Raw genomic sequence first — 18,759 nt, 5'->3', positions numbered from 1 at the left:
AACCCACTAATAGCCCCACTATTAATGGAACCTGTGTCCTTGTCTTACGCAAAATATACTTCGCATCTTTGACTATTTATTTTTTTTACGATGCCTTTTAATAATTTATAGGGATGCCTTTCTATAATATTTTGGTGATACCCCTACTATCTTCTTAAAAGTTCTACAAAAGTGAGTAACATCGTTAAAACCTACATCGTAACATATTTTTGTTATAGGTACATTGCTCTTAACAAGCATGTCCAACGCCTTTTGAATTCTTAGATGTATCAAATATTCAGTAAAGGTTTTTCCAGTTAAGCTTTTGAATATGGAACAGAAATAAGTTTTTGACATCATGGAATATCTGCATATATCTTCTAAATGTAATTCTTCGTTATAGTTATCATGAATGTAGTTAATAGAATCTAAAATGGCACTTCTATATTTATCAAAAATCTCTTGCGATTCCCTGGGAGTATTATTACTATATTCTCTGGACAATATGGCCAGAAGCTTCAACACATCTGCCTTTATGATCATATCATAATATTTATTTTGCCCATTATATTCTTGAAGCATTTCCTTCATTATCTCTTCTACCTTTAATTGAGCCTCCGCAGAAAGATTGAGTTTAGGCTTTACCATATCTTCAGATACTAGGAAAGGTTCTAGATAAGCAAAGTCAAAGAGCTCTTTACTCTTGTTAAAGTCATTAAATCTTTCATCAAAGAACCTAGCAGAAAATTCACAGCCTATAATGTGAATATCTTCTCCTTCAATAGGCTTTACCTTATGAACTACATAGGGAGGAAGAATAAATAGATCTCCTCTTACCATTTTGTACTCCACATTATTTATCCAGTGATTACAAACTCCTCTACATATATACCAAATTTGCATATAATCATGGGTATGGTCTATCTCACCAGATACATTCCCCTCTGACTCATAAATTTTAAAAGGTATGGACTTAGAGAAATTACTTTCAGAGTCGAATAAAATAATATTTTTTATTTCAAAAGCATCACCTTTCATATTCATCACCGTTCTCCATAGCTTATTTTAAAGCTTCTTTTGCTATTTCAATTTGCTTTTTAATCTCCTGCAAATCATACTTGGCTCTTTCAACATCCTCTAAGCTAGCATGGCATTCACAAGATAAGAACCCATTATAGCCTGATTTTATCAATGCCTTAAATAGAGGAACATGATCTACAGCACCTTGTCCTAAAAGTTTATGTTGAAAAATCTCATCTCCATAAATAGTTCTTGCATGAAAACTTCCTGGTAATGTATCATCGTTGACTCTCATTTCATCCTTCACATGCACATGGAATATCTTATTTCCTAATATCTGCACAGATTTTATACCATAGTCTGTATCAGTTATATACATATTGCCAGCATCATGTATTAATCCTACATTATCCTTGTTTAAATCCTTTACAAACTTGTTTGCAGATTCTACGGTTTCTATTAAGCTGCCATTATGTATTTCCATAGCGATTTTTTTATTGTATTGTCCAGCTAATACAGCGCATTTTTCCATCCAATATAGTGCTTTTTCATAATGAAAGTTTTGAGATAAAAATGAATTAGGTCCACCGCAGCCAACTCTGATTAAATCACATTTTAAAACATCCATTATGTCTAAATATTTTTCTAGAGACTCTAAAGATTTAACACATTCACTATCTGAAGCTGTAGAAAATTCTCCTACATAAGAAGCTATAGCTGGTATTTCTAATCCATAGCTATCTAGCATACTTCTTATTTCTTTAGCTCTTTCTAAGGTAGTGTCCGCTGAAATATGGGGCTCTCTTCCCATAAGCTCTATGCCATCAAAGCCTATTTCCTTTGCTAATTTCATTGCTTCTTCTAAGGATCTTTCACTAAATATTAAACTTAATACTGATACTTTCACTTATACCTCACACCTCTTCAAATTATATTGTTAATCTTTTTTCCTCAATTATATTTTATAATAATTTATCGCTCTTTCATTTGACTATATTACAAATAATTATACTTTTTATACAAAGGGATTATATGATTATATTCTTATTATCTTTCATAATCTATTAGAGTATAAAATTATAGCTAAAAAGTAATGGTAGTAACAGCTTTCACCATTACTACCATTTCATATAATTATGCCAATATATTAATAATTAAATTAGGTATAAAAGTTGCAACTGCCACTCCATAGATTAAGTCTAGCCATACTACAGAGCCCAGAGCACCAATATATATTAAAAGCACAATAGGTGCAATAAATAACTTTGCTATTATGGGAGTCTCTTTATCCTTCACTGTTTTCCAAAGACTCTTTGCATCTCCAGTGCTTGGAAATGAGTGCATTGCCACTGAAACTCCTAACCAAATGAGTACATAATCTATAATATTACTGCCCCCAAGCTTATGACCAAAGCTCAATATTGGTACTGCTGCCGGAAGAGCTATTAAGGCACCCACAATAGTATTTATAAAAAAGGGTCCTATTCCTATTAAGATATGCTGATATGAGCTTTTAGGATGTTCATGTACTACATAACCCGCAGGATTACCAAACCTAAAGTAGCATACATCCAGAACTGCAACCCTACATATTCTACAAAATAATTGGTGTGCAATTTCATGGACTATTACCCCAGGAAAAGTTATTATTGATATAATAAAACCAGGTATAAGCATTGATTTATTCTCCTTCCAGTCCTATATTTACTTTTGCCATTGCAAAGAACCATCAAAAATTGATTTTAAGAAATTATCCGTATATTTATCATTTATCCCTGAGTCTTGATAAATTTTATAGTACTTGTCTCTTTCGCTAAGTAGATTATTAAAATGATATGCCAAAGCAAGATTTGCTACCACAATAGGATCCTCTTTATCCATTTCATAAGCAACCTTAGCATATTCAAGCCCTTTAGCATTATTCCTTCTTTTAAGCTCAATTTTAGACAAGGTTATATAAGCACCTATATCTTCAACGTTATTGTTAAGAGCATCATTACAATACTCTACTGCCTCATCATATTTTCCTAACTCTCTATATGTAGCTGCTTGAAACAAAGAAGCAGCATTAAAATCAGGATATTTAGAGATAACTCTAGATAAAACTTGACTTGCTTTAGTATAATCTTTCATATCAAAATATAAATTTGCAAGGTAATAGGCAGCATAAACCTCATTAGGATTTTTGTCTACGATAGGCTTTAAGATATTTATAATATCCTCTATCTTAGCATTCTTCTGGTCCTTTAATTTATCATATACTTCCTTGCTTGGACTATAATATCTATCTAGTTTACTGGTTATTTCATTAACCTCTTGAACTAGCCCTTTGTCCATTTTTTTAGTAGAAGGAGAATCGCCCGCAATCTTGTCATAAACTTCATAGGCTTCATCAATTCTCCCACAATAGTAATAGGATACATATAGCCTTACTAGTGCTTTATCGGATTGTGGGTATTCTTTCGCAACATTTTCATAATGTTTCATGGCAGTAAGATACTTTGAAGCTTCTTCAGCCTGTACTCCCCTTTCATATTCTACGCCAATGCTAATACTACGAGGAAATTTTGATAAAGAAAAAATAATAATTGCAATAAGAATCAGTGAAATTACCTTAATATGTATAGGAATTGGTCTTTTAGAAAGATTGTCCCTACATTCCTTACATAATTTTAACTTGTACCCTTCCTCCACGCATAAACTTCCACAACCTTTACAACCCCAAAAGGTGTCGTTTATTGGTTCATCATTTTCATGCAAAATATCCTCTTCCATTTCTGAGCTTCCTGATAAATTTTCAGTGTCATTTTCTTGTTTAAATTTCAGACCCATTCCCTAAATCTCCCCTTTTAAAAAATATTTGATATATATATACCTTGCATTAAAGTTCTTACATTATATCTTTGTACACCTACACCTCCATGCTTAATGGGTTTGACTCTAGAATATTTATGAGTTCAAAATGTATTATAACTTTTGCAATGTATGTACTAAAAACGGTTAACTTTAAAAAAGCTTGCCATAATGTTGACAACGGTTCAAATATACTTAATTTTATTTTTGTATTTAATAGTTTTTTGTGTTTGTGCCTGATTAAGGCAGTAGATACCATAAATGAACATAGATATGTCAAGGCGCGAAATGAAAAAAATCACATTTAGGCGACCCGGCTGTCATAGAATATTTCCTTAGACCCGCAGCTTTGCGTCTTTATCTTTCGATAAATTTGCTATTATCTATGGACTTTATGTAAAATTAATGAACATTTTGTAAATATATTGGTTTACATTCAATATACTACCATAAAAAATTGATAAAATAAAGATTATTTTTTCATTTTTGTATTTTATTTCTTAATACCTCTATTCTATAGACTCATATCTAGTTTGGGATGATATGGTGCTTCTTATGCTGCGTTTAGTGCTTTTTCCTTAGGTTATCCAATACTATTTATATCAGAAAGTGTATATATTTCAAAAATAAATAAGGATTTATCACAAACTATTATGCTTGTGATAAATCCTTATTTTTATTTGTTTTTCTTTTTATGTGTTATAGCTTTAATTCTCTCTGAGAAATCTTTCTTGTTTTGACTTTCTGGTAACTTATTAATAAGTTCTAAGGCTTTATCTATATCCACCTTTGATTCAGTAGCTCCTGCTTGCCTTACAGCCATAACTGCTTCAACTATCTTCTCTTCTAAAGAGCCTGGTATTATTGAACTTTCACTCCAGTTTAAATACTCTAATCCATCTTTGTCTATTACTTTTCCTTCCCTATCTATTACAAAGGGGTATGCAGGTATGTCTAAATCCTTAACACCCTCAGCTTTAGAGAATACAAAATTAACTATATCAGATTTATTAGCGTTAGGGTCTATATATTGTCCAACTTTTTTTGCTTCTCCATTTAAAGCATTCTTAGCATCTAAAATATTAAATTTTATATTTATAGTGCCAGGCTTTGAAAGCTGACTCTTATCCTCAGGAATTACTTCTTTTTTAGTTCCATCTGCATTTATAGTTACTATCTTATCGGAAGTAGTTACTGTAACAGTGCCTATATTAGCCATGGAAGCACCTAAGGTCATATCCTTTAAAACTTCCTTTTGTGGATCATATAATAAGGTCATATTACCTTCTACAAAATTATCTGCTAACAATAGTGATACTGTAGAAGTCATTTTATTCTTATCCGCAATATTGTTAAAGGCTCTTGAAACATATCTTAATTTATAGGTTCCCTTCATAAACTCATAAGTCCTGTCATAAACATTTCTTATAAGCGGAGACCAAGGATCTGGAGTCTTATTGTTTTCTGTATTATATTGATTAGCAGCTCCTATTATACCTAGGGATCCACCATAGTAATAAGTGTGGTAGGTATCCTTCATATAGCCTAATCTTACTCCTGCATTTAAATACTTAGCTAGAGTAGCATAATTATCATATTCTATCTCCACAGAAGCTCCAACCTTTTTAGCTAGCTCAACTACTTCATCAATTCTCTTTTTATCTTGTTGTGTAAAGGCATAGCCATATTGAAGAGACATAGTAGAGAAGCCTAGTTCCTTCCAAATAAGAGCAGAATGAGGTCCTTGATATGGAATCCATGTGAAATATCTTCCTGCATCTTTTAAATATTGTGAAGTAGCCATTATAGTCTCTTCATAGCCTTGACCACCTTCTACCAATTCTGCAAACCAGTAATAACCATGAAGATTCAAGTTCTTATAACCTGCTTCTTTAAATCTTTTTTCAACTTCATTGATATACCATTTTGTAGCCGCTATCCTATTTTCTATAGCCATTTCAGACATTTTTACCTTGCCTTCCATGGAATCCGGATCCTTCACAAAGGAAGCAAAATCCTTAGGATCTAAGCTTAATACACTGCCATCTCCTTTTATATCTCCAAAGTTTGAACTTTTTTCAATAAATGGAATAGCTATGGTTATATCTATCTTTTTATCAGTTTTAAACTTTTTATTTAATTCCCCAGCCACTTTATTTATAGCGGATAATTGAGTTTCATCTTCAGTAAATATAAAGTCTAAAAAGGAATTTAAATCACCTTTTGTTACCCAGCGTTTAGCAGAATTTGCTTGATTGGATGGTGTAACTGCTGCCGTAGTAGGCAGAACTAATAATTCTGTAAATTGCCAATCCTTAATATCTCCATTAATATCTTTATAGCCTAGTACAGTTTCTACTCTATCTTTAGTCCAATTTGTTAAATCAGGGTTGCTGTACTTTCCTGTGTAAAATAAAAACTGATCTTTTAATTGTGCAGCTTCCTTGCTATCTGCAGCTGGAAACTCATTTATATCCCAATTATTATCATCTTTTATTCCTTGTGGAATAACGGCCCCATTAGCAATTCCCTTTTGTCCTAATACCTCTATTTCATCAGCAAATACCCAAGGCCAAACTAAGAATGTTACCTTAACATATCTAGCTTGTATGTTCATAGCCTTTCCATCTGACAGTTTATCCATCTTTAAAACTTTTCTTTGAATGCCGTTAGCTGTAGCAGTTCCATCTGCCTTAGTAACTGGAATATTCTCCGCATAGGTTGGGTAATCTGGAACAGCCTTTCCTAAATATTTGTAATCTACCCCATCATTGGAAACGTATACTTTCATCCATCTAGAAGGATATATTCCTACGGAAGAAGATTGCCCCATTCCCATAGAGATACTATTTACAGTATTTACTTCTCCTAAGTCAACCACTACGTCTCTGCTCATGCCCCTATGGAATTTAAACCATGCATTTGCATTAGTCCAATCATATATATCACCAAACACTCCATCTGTAAGCATGGAAGCCTTATCCTTAGCAGTACCAGCATTAGCAATAGGTACTAAATTGTCATAAATCAAATTATCATCATTTATGGCAACAGATTTTCCCAGAGCTAAATTTTCTAAGGTAGCTGCATTAATCCTTGTGGCATTTGACAGAAGTAAAGATAATATAAAAACAGTACTTAAAAAAACAGATATTTTCTTTTTATTAAATTTCATAATTTCTCTCCTTTTAGTAAAAATTTTAAAGAATATTCTGTATTTTATTAATATATATAACTTTCAATAAAAATCTAAGTATATTTCTTAAATTTTTGCAACTTATGTACAAAGAAAAAATGCTTATTCAGCAAATTTTCTTCATACATCATTACAAATTAAACTAAATGACAAGCCACAAAATGCCCTGGATTAACTTCTCTATATTCTGGTTCCACACTTAAGCACTCTGGCTTAGCATATTTACATCTTGTACAAAACCTACACCCCTTAGGTGGATTTAGCGGAGAAGGTATTTCTCCATATATAGCTTCAAAAGCTTTACCTCCATCTGCTTCCAAAGATGGCACCGCTTCTAATAAGGCTTTTGTATAAGGATGTAAAGGATTATTATAAAGCTCCGCAGTGTCTGCACATTCTACAAATTTTCCTAGATACATTACCGCTACTTTTTTACTTATATGCTCTACTACCGCTAAGTTGTGAGCTATAAAAATATAGCTTAGGTTTCTATCCTTTTGTAACTTTTCTAAAAGATTTAAGATTTGAGCTTGAATAGATACATCAAGACTAGATACAGGCTCATCACAGATGATTAACTTAGGATTTAGAGCTAATGCTCTTGCAATACCTACCCTTTGCTGCTGACCTCCACTTAACTCATGAGGAAAAGCATGATAGTAATCCTTTGAAACCCCTACAAGATCCATGAGTTCTAAAACTTTTTCTCTTCTTACTGAATCATTACCTAGTCTATTTATTATAAATGGCTGCTCTATATTATCACCTATGGATAAATGAGGAAATAAAGAAAGATATGGGTTTTGGAATATCATTTGCATATTGCTTCTTAAGGTTCTCAATTCCTTCTGTGGCAAGTCATATAGGGATTCTCCTAAAAAATCTACCTTACCTGAGGTAGGTTCTATCAATTTCAAAATAAGCCTAGCAATGGTGGACTTTCCGCTTCCGCTCTCTCCAACTATACCTAAGGTAGTGCCTTCTTCTAATGAAAAGGATACTCCATCCACAGCCTTTACTTGTTTACCACTAAGAGGAAAATATTTTTTTAAATCCTGAACTTCTAGTATGTTCTTATGCATCCTTCTTCACTCCTTCTTTAACAAATAACCAGCAATATAAATTATGAGTAGACGATAATTCAGTTATTGGTGGTTTTTCTTTAAAGCAAATATCTTTTGCTTGAGAGCATCTAAGGGCAAAAGGACATCCTGCTATAGGATTTTTTAAGTTTGGTGGTTGTCCTGGTATAGCTTCTAACTTTTTCTTACTTCCTAGTATTGGTGTTGAATTTAACAATCCCTTAGAGTAAGGATGGCTTGGATTTTTTATAAATTCAGACATCATTCCTCTTTCTACAATATTTCCAGCATACATAACAATTACCCTATCGCTAAACATGGAAGCTACTGCTAAATCATGGGTTATCATTATAACTGAAGTATTGTTTTTCCTTTGCATTTCCTTAATAATCTTAAGTATCTGAGCTTGAACCGTTACATCCAATGCTGTGGTAGGTTCATCTGCTATTAATAGCTCCGGTTCACAAATCATAGCCATAGCAATCATAACCCTTTGTCTCATACCGCCGCTAAACTCAAAGGGATATTGATTAAATCTTTCCTCTGGAGAGGGTATGCCAACTTCTCCAAGAAGCTTTATAACTCTCTTTTTAGCTTCTTCCTTTGAGCATTTATTATGCCATAGCAAAGGCTCCATTATCTGTTCTCCTATCTTCAAGGTAGGATTTAGAGAGCTCATTGGATCTTGGAAAACCATAGCTATTTTATTTCCTCTGATGTCCCTCATATCTTTTTTATTTGATTTTAATATATCCTTACCCTGAAATAGCACACTACCTTCTACAATCCTTCCAGGTGGCTTTATTAGCCCCATAACTGAAGATACTCCTACACTTTTTCCACTACCAGATTCTCCTACAATAGCTAAAGTTTCTCCTCTTTTTAGATCGTAGGATATACCATCTACAGCCTTAACTACTCCATCTTTCCTATAAAAATATGTTTTTAGTCCTTTAACTTCTAATAAGTTTTCCATGGTAATCCCTCCTACTACTTATCACTTCTTGGGTCAAACGCATCTCTTAATCCATCACTAAAATAAGTGAAGGAAAGCATAACTATTGCAAAGCTTACGGCTGGGAATAGCATCATGTATGGATAGGATAGCATAAAGGACTGTCCCCTAGATAATAAAATCCCCCAGCTTGGCATTGGAGGCATAACTCCTAAGCCTATCATACTCATACCTGCTTCTGCTAGCATAGCAGAAGGTATACTAAAGGATAAAGCAATTATAAGCGGTCCAACAGAATTTGGCATAATATACTTAAATATTATTTCAAAATTGCTGGCTCCCATAGCCTTAGCAGCTTCAATAAACTCGCTCTGCTTTATGGTTAACACCTGCCCCCTCACCAATCGAGCCATTCCTACCCAAGAAGTTAAGCCTATAGCAAGGAATATGGTAAACAGGCTTCTTCCCATAACCATAACCAAGATAATCATAAATAGAAGGCTTGGGAAACCATACATTATATCAACAAACCTCATAAGTATATTGTCTATCTTTCCACCAAAATAACCAGCGATAGCACCTATGGTAAGTCCTATAAACACCTGTATCACACCTGCGCCTAGCCCTACGAATAATGCGTTTCTTAAGCTATACATCAAAAGAGTAAGCATATCCCTGCCGCCTTCATCTGTACCAAACCAGTGCTTTGAACTAGGTCCTTGGTATAGAGCAGTATAGTCTACACTCTCATAGTGATACTTGCTCAGCATAGGTCCAAAAATAGCAATTAAAACTAGAACAACAATTATTCCTAAAGAAATCACTGCTGTAGTATTTTTTCTAAACCTTGACCATATAACACTAATATAGCTTCTTTTTTTAATCTTTTTAGTTTTTATTGCACCATCTATAGCTACTTCTCTTTGTTCAGCCATAACTCTATCTTCCCTCCATCATGCTATTTTTTCTAATTCTAGGATCTAAAACACCGTAAATTAAATCTACTATTAGATTAGTTCCCATAATTAAGAATGCAAAAAATATTGTAGAAGCCATAATCATAGGATAATCTCTATTAATAGCTGCGGAGGCAAATAGCTTACCTAATCCTGGAATATTAAACATGTTTTCAATAAAAACAGTACCTACAGTAAGCATAGCTATTTGTGGTCCTACCACCGTTACCAAGGGAATAAGAGAATTTCTTAAAGCATGCTTTATAACCACTGCTTTAAAGCCTCCCCCTTTAGCCACAGCTACTCTTATATATTCTGTGTTCAAGGTCTCCACCAAATTAGCCCTCATATATCTAGTTATGCTTCCTATAGGAGCAATAGCTAAGGATAGCACTGGCAAAATATAATTTATAGGTTTACCCCAACCTATAATAGGCACTAAGTGTAACATATTACCTAACAAGTACATCAAAAATACTGCAATTATATAGTTTGGAATACTATTACCCAACATAGATATGAATACAGCAATACGATCTATTATGGTGTTTTTCCTGAGAGCAGCTATTATTCCCAAAGGAATTCCTATGATTAAGGATAGTCCGATAGATATAAAGGCAAGCTGCATAGATATTGGCAAAGCTTTTGCGATCTGATCCTCTATCATCTCACTAGGATATTTGTATGATGGTCCAAATTTAAACCTAAAAGAATTTAAGGTAAATTTACCATACTGATACCACCAAGGTTTGTCTAAATCATAGCTCTTTTTCCAAGCTTCAATGATCTCTGGTGAATAGGATGTGTTTTCCATATTTTGATTTATAAGCCTTTCACTCTCTATATAATTACCAGGAGTTAATTTTACAAGCACAAAAGTAATTATAGAGATGACAAAAACTGCAAAAAACATATATGTTAATCTTTTTAGTATATACTTCTTCATTTTACTCCCCCATCCTTACTAAATTTTAAATCCTTATAAGCATCTCATAACATATCAGGTATCTGAGAAAAATAACTAGTCAAAGATAACAGTACACTGACTAGTTATTTTTTGAAGATACCTTAAACAGTTGTTGCTCAAATTTTTAATTTGAGCAACAACTATCTGTCTATTCCATCTTCATATCGTTAAAGTAATATGGTGGTGTTCCTAATAATAATGGGTTTGCTACATAGCCCTTTATATTAGGCTTAACTAGCTTAACACCGTTTTCCCAGTCTATATTTATAGCAATGGCTTGATCTTCTCTGAATTTTGCTGCTTCTTTGTATAAAGCTTCCTTCTTAGCTGGGTCATTTTCAGCTTTGGCTTTATCTAACATATCTAAGTATTTTTTACCGTCATCAGTAGCATTTTGTCTTATATACTCTTCTTTCTTCTTAGCCTTTTCATTCGGCTCTAATTTAGTATCATCTTGTATTGCCTTAAAGGCAGCATATTTAGACTGTGGCATTGTAGCCAAAGCTACATTCAATAAACCATCATCAACAAAATTAGGCATTTCCATGTATCCAATATATGAAGGATATTGTGTTGATCTACCATTTATTGAGAATCCTATTGTTCCATCTTCCCAGAACTTACCTTCATCTTTAGAGAATTGAGCGTATTCTTCATTTAAGATTTTACACTTAATTCCTGTTCCCTTTTCAATCATGTCTTTAATCGCAAGCTCTCTTCCTGTTGGCGTTCCTGCGATTAAGATTGTCATTTCTGGGAAGCCCTTTCCTTCTGGGAACCCTGCTTCAGCCATAAGCTGTTTAGCCTTAGCCACATCATATTTTAATCCTATTTCATTTCCCCATGGTGCAAAAATTTCTGGAACCATAGAATTACTTTCACGAACAGAACCCTTCATGATGTCATTGGCTATGGTCTTTTTATCTAAGGACATAGCAATAGCTTGTCTTACTTTCTGATTTGTTTGTAATATGTCGTTTTTACCTCTTAAGAGTTTCATATGATAAACTGTGGATCCCTTAAATATTTGCATTTCTTTCTTTAATTCTGGATCCTTTAATACTGCTTCCATATCTGTATTAGTTAAGTTAGCTATATTTATGTCTCCATTTTTATATGCTAATAATTGGTTAGTATCTCCACTCATTACTACAATCTTATCCCAATTAGCTTTTCCATAGTAATTTGGATTTGGAATCATTTCAACCTTTGTATTTAGTTCCCAAGCCGATACCTTGAATGGTCCATTAGTTACTATATTTTCAACTTTAGTCCAATCAGTTTGTCCAACCTTATCGATTACATGCTTAGGAACTGGGCATGCCCATAATTCTGAAAGCGATACATCAAAGATAGTACTTGGTTGTTCTAGTGTAAATTCTAAAGTAGTATCATCTAAGGCCTTAACTCCTATGCTATCCGCCTCAGCTTTTCCTGCTTTAGCTGCTGGAGCGTTCTTTATTGGAACAGTAACATTATAGGAAGATGGCTTTCCTGGAAAAACTTTAGTATCTACAGTTCTCTTTATAGAATACTCAAAATCCTTAGCTGTTAAAGGAGTTCCATCGGACCACTTTAATCCTTTTTTCAAGGTGAACTTCCATACAGTGTAGTCAGCATTATGTTCCCATTTTTCTGCTTGACCCGGAACGGCTTTATTGTTAGCATCTAATTTTGTTAAAGTTTCAAAAGCGCCCATTCTTAGAGTCAATCCACCCCAGTTATAGAAATAAGGGTCTAGATTACCCGCATTATATAGGTATAATTTTAATTCTTTAGGGCCTTTTGGAGCAGTAGATACTGGATCTGTTTTTTTGTTACAGCCAACAAATAAGCTGGCGGCTACCACTGTAGCTAGGGCTAGAGAAACTAGCTTTTTAACAGTCTTCATTAAAAAATTCCCCCTTTGAATTCTATGTATAATAAATTCTTTCCACAGTTTTATTGTAAAAGATTTCACTAATAAATCCTTTGTATTTTTTTCAAAATTATAGACTTTTCACACAATTATTGAATGACTGAATGAAAAAATCTTTCATCATGTTATATTATACACAAAAACTTAATATATGTAATGTAAAGGTTTCATATGTAAGCAAAAGAAAACTCCCAATGTAACACAGGGAGCTTAATTTAAAAAAGATTTTTGTTAGCTTATTAGAATATCAATCTTATCACATTCTTAGTACTATTTTCTTTAAAATGCACTACAACTCTTTTGGTATTTTTAATAACACCATAAGCATTGGATACATATCCATTAATTATCTCTATATTATCATACTGCTCTGGTATCATGGTTAGCACACTATTTTTTGAAATAATTATTTTTTCATCTTGTATTTTTGCCTCGGCGTCTTCCGATAACGTAAAGTTTACTGAAGCTTTTAATGCTTTTTTTAGTTCTCCCTTAAGAATATCTTCAATCAAGATTTCATTTTCTTTTAATGTCATTATTCTCTGATGAATTACTCCACACTTTTCTTTATATCCTACATGACTACCTTTAAAGCTGTTTCCTTCAAATTCTTCGCATTTACCAAAACTCTCTTCCTTTAGTTCAAAAAGCTCAGGAGTGAAATCGTTCTGTTCATAACCCTCTATATATAAGGTGTTATGCACTTCAGTTTTTCTGTAATAATTCCTCATTTCTCCATCTGCAGTATATACATATACACCAGGATCTATAATGAAATCCTCTCCGTCTATATTAAGCTCAAAGCTGAATTGATCATTATGACTGTGACAGCCTATTCCTCTAAATGAGAGTTCTCCCGTCCCTATCATACAAAAGGCCCTTGAATTCCTTAGAATATAAAAGCCTCCTTGACTATAGGCTTTAGAACCTAATGTAACATTATAGTGTTCAATATATTTATATGTGCCCGTAGCCCAAAGGGCATCCTCTAAATAGTCCCTTCCCACATATCTAAAATCATCTCTATTAAAATATTCTCCTGCCACCGCTAATATATGCCTAAAGTCTTTTTTATTCCAATTTGAGTAGTTAGAAAAAATAACAAGTCTTCCATCGTCTGCATCTCCAAAAAAAGGCACCTCTCCATTAGGCTTTGTCATATCTAGCATAAACTCAAACATCTTCTCTAATCTTTCATTAAATTCTTTGGAGAATTCTATGTGATTTAATTTGCATAATATAGCTGGAATTAAGAATAATTCAGAGTCTAATCTATGGTAAGAAGTAGAATCCTCATAACATACTCCATCCTCATTGACCTGTATAAACATTTCACTTTCTAGCTCTTTAAGTCCATACTCTAACCATATTTTATTATTGGAATCCTTGTCTATTTCAAATTCAAAGTCTTTAAAATATAATCCTAAAAATATCAGTCCTGCTAAATCTGAAAGATAGTGATTACTGGTTAACCCTTTATTCTCTAGATTATTCATTATAAAAGAACCATGAAGATATAATACTTTATTAAACTTTGTCCAAAATTCCTTGTCTATAGTTAAAGCTTCTCTAAAGAAATAATATCCTATAATCCAATTCACTGCTCTTATAGCTACATCCATAGCGCAAAACCAGTTCACAGAATGCTCATAAGGGTTTTTATTTATCCAATCCTCTATTTCCTCTTTAAATTCTAAGGCATACTTTTCATCCTTAGTTAACCAATAAGCCTTTCCAAGGGTAAATATATGTTGAAATCTTGAAAGCTCCCAAGGCATCTTTACATCGGATTTATTAGAAAGATCTACAATCTTAATATTTTTATAATAATCATTTTCCCATACAAAGCAGGCTTTAAAGTCTTCACTCCAATTTATGCTCCTACCAAGATACTTATCTCCAGAACCAAGCAAGTTAAAAATATGAGCGCAAATCTTATCCCCATCTTTTATTATCTGTTTTTCTAGGTTTAATTTTTTTATGAGCTTTAAGGTCTCTTCCTTTATATTTTCATCAAAAATAAATTTTGACTTAGGCTTAAAATCACAAAAAACCTTATTATCTATGCTATCTAAATTCATTTTACCTTTTTACCTCCATTGATTTCTGAAGCCTTTTTAAATATATAATCCTTTAATTCTTTATAAAATTCTATTTTATCCTTATCAATACTATTGTTTTCTTTAAGGAGTTTATATTTTATTATCTTGGCTACAGAACTATCTATAAGCTTAAAAAATTCTTCTGACTTCTCTTCTTCCATCTCATGAGCTAGCTTTTCTAAATCCCTTAAACTTTCAACAATTATCATATGGGCTCCAGCCTTAATAGCATTCATAGTAAATTCTTTTAATCCTAAGTTTTTATCATGAACGACTAAAATCAATCCTTGGAATCCATATTTGTCTTTTAATAAGTCTCTTATTATAATTGAAGAATTGCTAGCTAAGTGTAAGCTGTCTAAATCTTCAATTAGAGCATTAGACACTAAAAGGGCTGGAATATTTTTATTGACTGCTATTTTAAAACTCTCTAATTGATTTATTAGATTTGTATAATTTCTTTTTATAATGTTATTTTCTTCACTACCACAAGGAAAGTAATTTCCACAGCAAAACATTTTAGTGCTTCTATAAGCTCTAAGAGTACTTTCTATAATATCCTTTACTATCACCTTACCATAGGATTTCTCTGAAGGAGATGAATTATATTCATCCCTTAGATTAAGATTTGGTGATAGCATCATATCTACTCCTAAGCTTTTTAGCTCTATAGCCTGTAAATAGGTATTGTTATAGGCTATCCCTTTATCTTTTATTTTTCCAATTATTTCTTGGGAGCATAGCCCTGAAAATCTCTCTTCAACTATTACCTGCTCTCCCCCTTGGTGATTTGCCATAATAAACAGTTCTCCAGGGCTACTATCCTTATATCTATCTAGAGTATCTTTTAGCTCTGCTAAGCTATTAAATTTTCTATCTATTAAAACATTGTACATAGAACCTTTTTTTATTGCCTCTAGCACTTCATCATTATTTCTGGTATCTCTTAAGATAAATATTTGCCCTAATTTTTCCTTAAAATCTAATTCCTTAACTTTAGCATAAGCTACTAAATCCAATACAGCTTTTTCCCCAAAGCTATATTCATCCTGTTTATATTGAGTTAAAAGTTCATGTAAATCTCCTCTTTTTCTATGCTGAAGCAAGTCTATAGCACATAATCCTAACTCTGCAGTTAGTTTTATTTTATTAAACCAAGGCTTTATCTCTTCAAGAAATGCACTGTCCATTAAGTGCTCTATCTTCTCTGGTAATCTATAAACCCTCTGAAGATAATATTCAAGCTTTTCATAATCATTATTCTCTAAAGCTTCACTTATTAAGGACTTTAATATGGGAGCTGTTTCTTCATTCATATCACTGCACTGACAATTTTCATACAATAAATCATAAATCTTTGAAAATTCTTTTGGCTTTTCTTCTAAGGCATTTTTATAGGATACCTCTGGCATATAAGCTTCTGAATTCCATGCATAATCACTATAAGTAATAAGACTTATCTTGCTTATCTCAGCCTGGTTCATAGGATTAGATACTATTCCCCAGTGATTCTTATGTAGATTTTTGTCTCTATTATATATGGGCCCTAGTTTTAGCTGCTTAGCTCCGTCGTTTACAGGAAAGTTATCCCACAAAAACAAATCATGCCCATATTGTTCATGCTCTCTGACGCTCTGCTCATTAGTAATAACATTAGAAATCACTTCGGGACCTGTCCATATTAACTTTATATCCTTGTTTAACTCTTCTCTAAATATGCCTTTATATTCTGAATCCTTTACATCCCAGTATTCAGTAGGACAAACAATAAACTCTAAAGAAGCATTGTAATTTCTAAGGTTCTGGAATACTCTGTTGCTTAGGTAGGTATGAGCCTTAGCAAAGGAGTTCTTAAATATGTTTCTATCCTCTTCGTACTTTAACTCTGGATTTATATCATCTAATAATAAGGCTACTTTTTTAACTCCTATATCTATTAAAGAATAAAATTTCTCACATAAAACCTTTATGTGTTCTTCAGAAGAATATATAATATCCAAGCCAGGACTTACAGAAAATATAAAATCCACATAGTTTTCATTACATTGCTTTACAAGTTCCTTTATTTCACAAAACTTATCTTCAGGATAGGCAATATTCCACTTGCTTCTATGATAAGGATCGTCCTTAGGCGCATAAAAGAAAGCATTCATTTTGTATTTTGAAATAAAACTGATTAAATCCATTCTCTTTTGGTGACTCCAAGGCTCTCCATAGAATCCCTCAATTATTCCTCTTACATTAAAAGAAGGATAATCCCTTATATAACACTTAGGCATTTCATAATACTGCTTTTTATACTTGATTAAGGATTGTAATGTGCTAAAAGCGTAGAATAAGGCTCTTTCTGAACCATATTCTATAGTTATACCTTCTTCCTTTATGTCAATAATATATTCCTCAGGCTTTAAAGCTTTACTTATTAAGTTTATGATGAATCCGTTACTAGCTGTATTAAAAGGAAATATATTATAGTCATCTCCTTTTATATTAAAAGTAAGTTCTTTAAATATTATATTTCTCCCATGATAATAGTAATGTTGCAATGTTGGAATCATAATTACTCTCCTTTACTGAAAATTCATATTTCCCGGCCAAGGGAAGGGTATAGGAAATACTTTATTAAAGAAGGCCTTCAATTTAGGGGGACAGTTCTCTAGTAAGTCTGCCTTTTCCCAATTTCCAAAGATCAAATCTACTAATTCCTGTTGAGAATTTATTTCTAAGACTTCTTCATCTAGTTTAAATATGAATTTAGCTTTATCTTCACTGCATTGTAAAGCTCCTAGTAATTTATCCTCTACATATTGATTAAAATAAGGTTCTAAAGCCTTCATCAATGATGTAAAATTCATAACCTTTACAGTTCCTAGCATATTCATATTTTTCTTAGGTACATTATTAAATATGGTACTTTTAACCATGGAATCACTAAAGTTTAATGGCATATTGATAAGCTTTAACTTTAACTTTTCAATAATATTTTGCATAGCTTTCCATAGTGCATTTTCATCCCCTGAGCATTCTACCACATATCCGAAATTATCCCCTTTTGCATCGGAGTAGGTTCTTAGAACTATATATCCTCGAACCTGATGGTCATACTCAATTAAATAATTGTTATAGGACAGGTTTGCCCAAGGAGTAGTAGCTCCTTTAAATAAATGCTCAAACTCCTGATAGCTTCTACTGAACCTAGTACTTTGAGCATTATACAATTTAACCATTTTGTATAGATTATCATTATTGATATCTATTAGCTTAATTTCTTCAAAGCTTTTACCTAAGAAACCTATAGTATATTCACAGCACTGTCCTGTGACACAGCAATGCCTTCTTAAGTAAAGATTCCTGCTTCCAGAAACAAGCATTAGATGAACATTATCCTTTACTAGCCTGCTTTCTACATCATCCAATATCAATGAAGCATATCCTTTACCACGAACTTTTTCATGGCTGCACACCGCTCCAATGGAAGCTACATTAATAGGGACTCCTTCTATGAATACTTTTGTTTTGTAATAATTAACATCTGCTACAGGCTTTCCATGTTCTAGTATTATTCTAATATTATCCAAATTCTTTTCTCCCAATAGCAATGGAAATTCCTTACCCATAGTAGGGGCATAGCCCCTTGGAATTCTAAAAGTTCCATCAATTAGTGCTATGACTTCCTTCAACTCCTCTTTTTTGCAGCTTCTTGGACCTTCCATATGAACACCTCTTCTACA

The 18,759-nt window shown here is 32.8% G+C and carries 13 protein-coding genes and 1 riboswitch; all 13 genes read right to left on the bottom strand.

Annotated features, from left to right (window positions below; translation table 11 throughout):
* Window positions 1-105 precede the first annotated feature (105 nt).
* The 13 genes from BN2665_RS22225 to BN2665_RS22170 all read right to left on the bottom strand — a co-directional run bounded on the left by BN2665_RS22225 (window position 106) and on the right by BN2665_RS22170 (window position 18,741).
* The gene (locus BN2665_RS22225; RefSeq protein ID WP_082435991.1) at window positions 106-1,023 is read right to left on the bottom strand and encodes an AraC family transcriptional regulator; all 918 of its coding nucleotides are present in this window, start codon (window positions 1,021-1,023) and stop codon (window positions 106-108) included.
* Window positions 1,024-1,039: 16 nt separating this feature from the next.
* Complete coding sequence (locus BN2665_RS22220) at window positions 1,040-1,906, bottom strand: sugar phosphate isomerase/epimerase family protein (RefSeq protein ID WP_055669282.1); 867 nt, start codon at window positions 1,904-1,906, stop codon at window positions 1,040-1,042.
* 227 nt (window positions 1,907-2,133) lie between these two features.
* On the bottom strand, window positions 2,134-2,676 hold the full coding sequence (locus tag BN2665_RS22215; RefSeq protein WP_055669281.1) for a metalloprotease family protein: 543 nt from the start codon (window positions 2,674-2,676) through the stop codon (window positions 2,134-2,136).
* A gap of 27 nt (window positions 2,677-2,703) precedes the next feature.
* Entirely contained in the window at window positions 2,704-3,831 is a 1,128-nt protein-coding gene (locus BN2665_RS22210; protein WP_055669280.1) for a tetratricopeptide repeat protein, read from the bottom strand.
* Window positions 3,832-4,156: 325 nt separating this feature from the next.
* A riboswitch (cyclic di-GMP riboswitch) is annotated at window positions 4,157-4,240 on the bottom strand.
* Between the two features lie 288 nt (window positions 4,241-4,528).
* Window positions 4,529-7,027 (bottom strand): DUF4855 domain-containing protein, encoded by a 2,499-nt coding sequence (locus BN2665_RS22205; protein WP_055669279.1) that lies wholly within the window; start codon window positions 7,025-7,027, stop codon window positions 4,529-4,531.
* Between the two features lie 158 nt (window positions 7,028-7,185).
* Window positions 7,186-8,130, bottom strand: a complete 945-nt coding sequence (locus BN2665_RS22200) for an ABC transporter ATP-binding protein (protein WP_055669278.1) — start codon at window positions 8,128-8,130, stop codon at window positions 7,186-7,188.
* Window positions 8,123-9,106 carry an ABC transporter ATP-binding protein gene (locus BN2665_RS22195; protein WP_055669277.1) on the bottom strand — a complete coding sequence of 328 codons (984 nt, stop codon included), beginning with the start codon at window positions 9,104-9,106 and terminating at the stop codon, window positions 8,123-8,125. The genes BN2665_RS22200 and BN2665_RS22195 overlap by 8 nt, the downstream gene beginning before the upstream one ends.
* A 14-nt stretch (window positions 9,107-9,120) precedes the next feature.
* On the bottom strand, window positions 9,121-10,020 hold the full coding sequence (locus BN2665_RS22190) for an ABC transporter permease (protein ID WP_082435990.1): 900 nt from the start codon (window positions 10,018-10,020) through the stop codon (window positions 9,121-9,123).
* A gap of 4 nt (window positions 10,021-10,024) precedes the next feature.
* Complete coding sequence (locus BN2665_RS22185; protein ID WP_055669276.1) at window positions 10,025-10,987, bottom strand: ABC transporter permease; 963 nt, start codon at window positions 10,985-10,987, stop codon at window positions 10,025-10,027.
* Window positions 10,988-11,156: 169 nt separating this feature from the next.
* Window positions 11,157-12,899 carry a peptide ABC transporter substrate-binding protein gene (locus BN2665_RS22180; RefSeq protein WP_055669275.1) on the bottom strand — a complete coding sequence of 581 codons (1,743 nt, stop codon included), beginning with the start codon at window positions 12,897-12,899 and terminating at the stop codon, window positions 11,157-11,159.
* A 266-nt stretch (window positions 12,900-13,165) separates the two neighbouring features.
* The gene (locus BN2665_RS22175; RefSeq protein WP_154675006.1) at window positions 13,166-15,007 is read right to left on the bottom strand and encodes an alginate lyase family protein; all 1,842 of its coding nucleotides are present in this window, start codon (window positions 15,005-15,007) and stop codon (window positions 13,166-13,168) included.
* A complete protein-coding gene (locus tag BN2665_RS27170) occupies window positions 15,004-17,586 on the bottom strand; it encodes a beta-N-acetylglucosaminidase domain-containing protein (RefSeq protein WP_154675005.1) in 2,583 nt (860 codons plus the stop codon). The genes BN2665_RS22175 and BN2665_RS27170 overlap by 4 nt, the downstream gene beginning before the upstream one ends.
* A 12-nt stretch (window positions 17,587-17,598) precedes the next feature.
* Window positions 17,599-18,741, bottom strand: coding sequence for a GNAT family N-acetyltransferase (locus tag BN2665_RS22170; protein WP_055669274.1), 1,143 nt, complete (start codon window positions 18,739-18,741; stop codon window positions 17,599-17,601).
* Between the last annotated feature and the right edge of the window lie 18 nt (window positions 18,742-18,759).

This window comes from Desnuesiella massiliensis, assembly GCF_001403615.1.
GTDB classification, from domain to species: domain Bacteria; phylum Bacillota; class Clostridia; order Clostridiales; family Clostridiaceae; genus Desnuesiella; species Desnuesiella massiliensis.
The sequence above is the reverse complement of the archived record's forward strand: the minus strand, read 5'-3'. Positions and strand labels throughout refer to the sequence as shown.

Coding starts and splice junctions, on each gene's coding strand:
- BN2665_RS22200 (WP_055669278.1), bottom strand. CDS start 8,130: ATGCATAAGAACATACTAGAAGTTCAGGATTTAAAAAAATATTTTCCT.
- BN2665_RS22175 (WP_154675006.1), bottom strand. CDS start 15,007: ATGAATTTAGATAGCATAGATAATAAGGTTTTTTGTGATTTTAAGCCT.
- BN2665_RS27170 (WP_154675005.1), bottom strand. CDS start 17,586: ATGATTCCAACATTGCAACATTACTATTATCATGGGAGAAATATAATA.
- BN2665_RS22180 (WP_055669275.1), bottom strand. CDS start 12,899: ATGAAGACTGTTAAAAAGCTAGTTTCTCTAGCCCTAGCTACAGTGGTA.
- BN2665_RS22210 (WP_055669280.1), bottom strand. CDS start 3,831: ATGGGTCTGAAATTTAAACAAGAAAATGACACTGAAAATTTATCAGGA.
- BN2665_RS22215 (WP_055669281.1), bottom strand. CDS start 2,676: ATGCTTATACCTGGTTTTATTATATCAATAATAACTTTTCCTGGGGTA.
- BN2665_RS22225 (WP_082435991.1), bottom strand. CDS start 1,023: ATGAATATGAAAGGTGATGCTTTTGAAATAAAAAATATTATTTTATTC.
- BN2665_RS22195 (WP_055669277.1), bottom strand. CDS start 9,106: ATGGAAAACTTATTAGAAGTTAAAGGACTAAAAACATATTTTTATAGG.
- BN2665_RS22190 (WP_082435990.1), bottom strand. CDS start 10,020: ATGGCTGAACAAAGAGAAGTAGCTATAGATGGTGCAATAAAAACTAAA.
- BN2665_RS22170 (WP_055669274.1), bottom strand. CDS start 18,741: ATGGAAGGTCCAAGAAGCTGCAAAAAAGAGGAGTTGAAGGAAGTCATA.
- BN2665_RS22205 (WP_055669279.1), bottom strand. CDS start 7,027: ATGAAATTTAATAAAAAGAAAATATCTGTTTTTTTAAGTACTGTTTTT.
- BN2665_RS22185 (WP_055669276.1), bottom strand. CDS start 10,987: ATGAAGAAGTATATACTAAAAAGATTAACATATATGTTTTTTGCAGTT.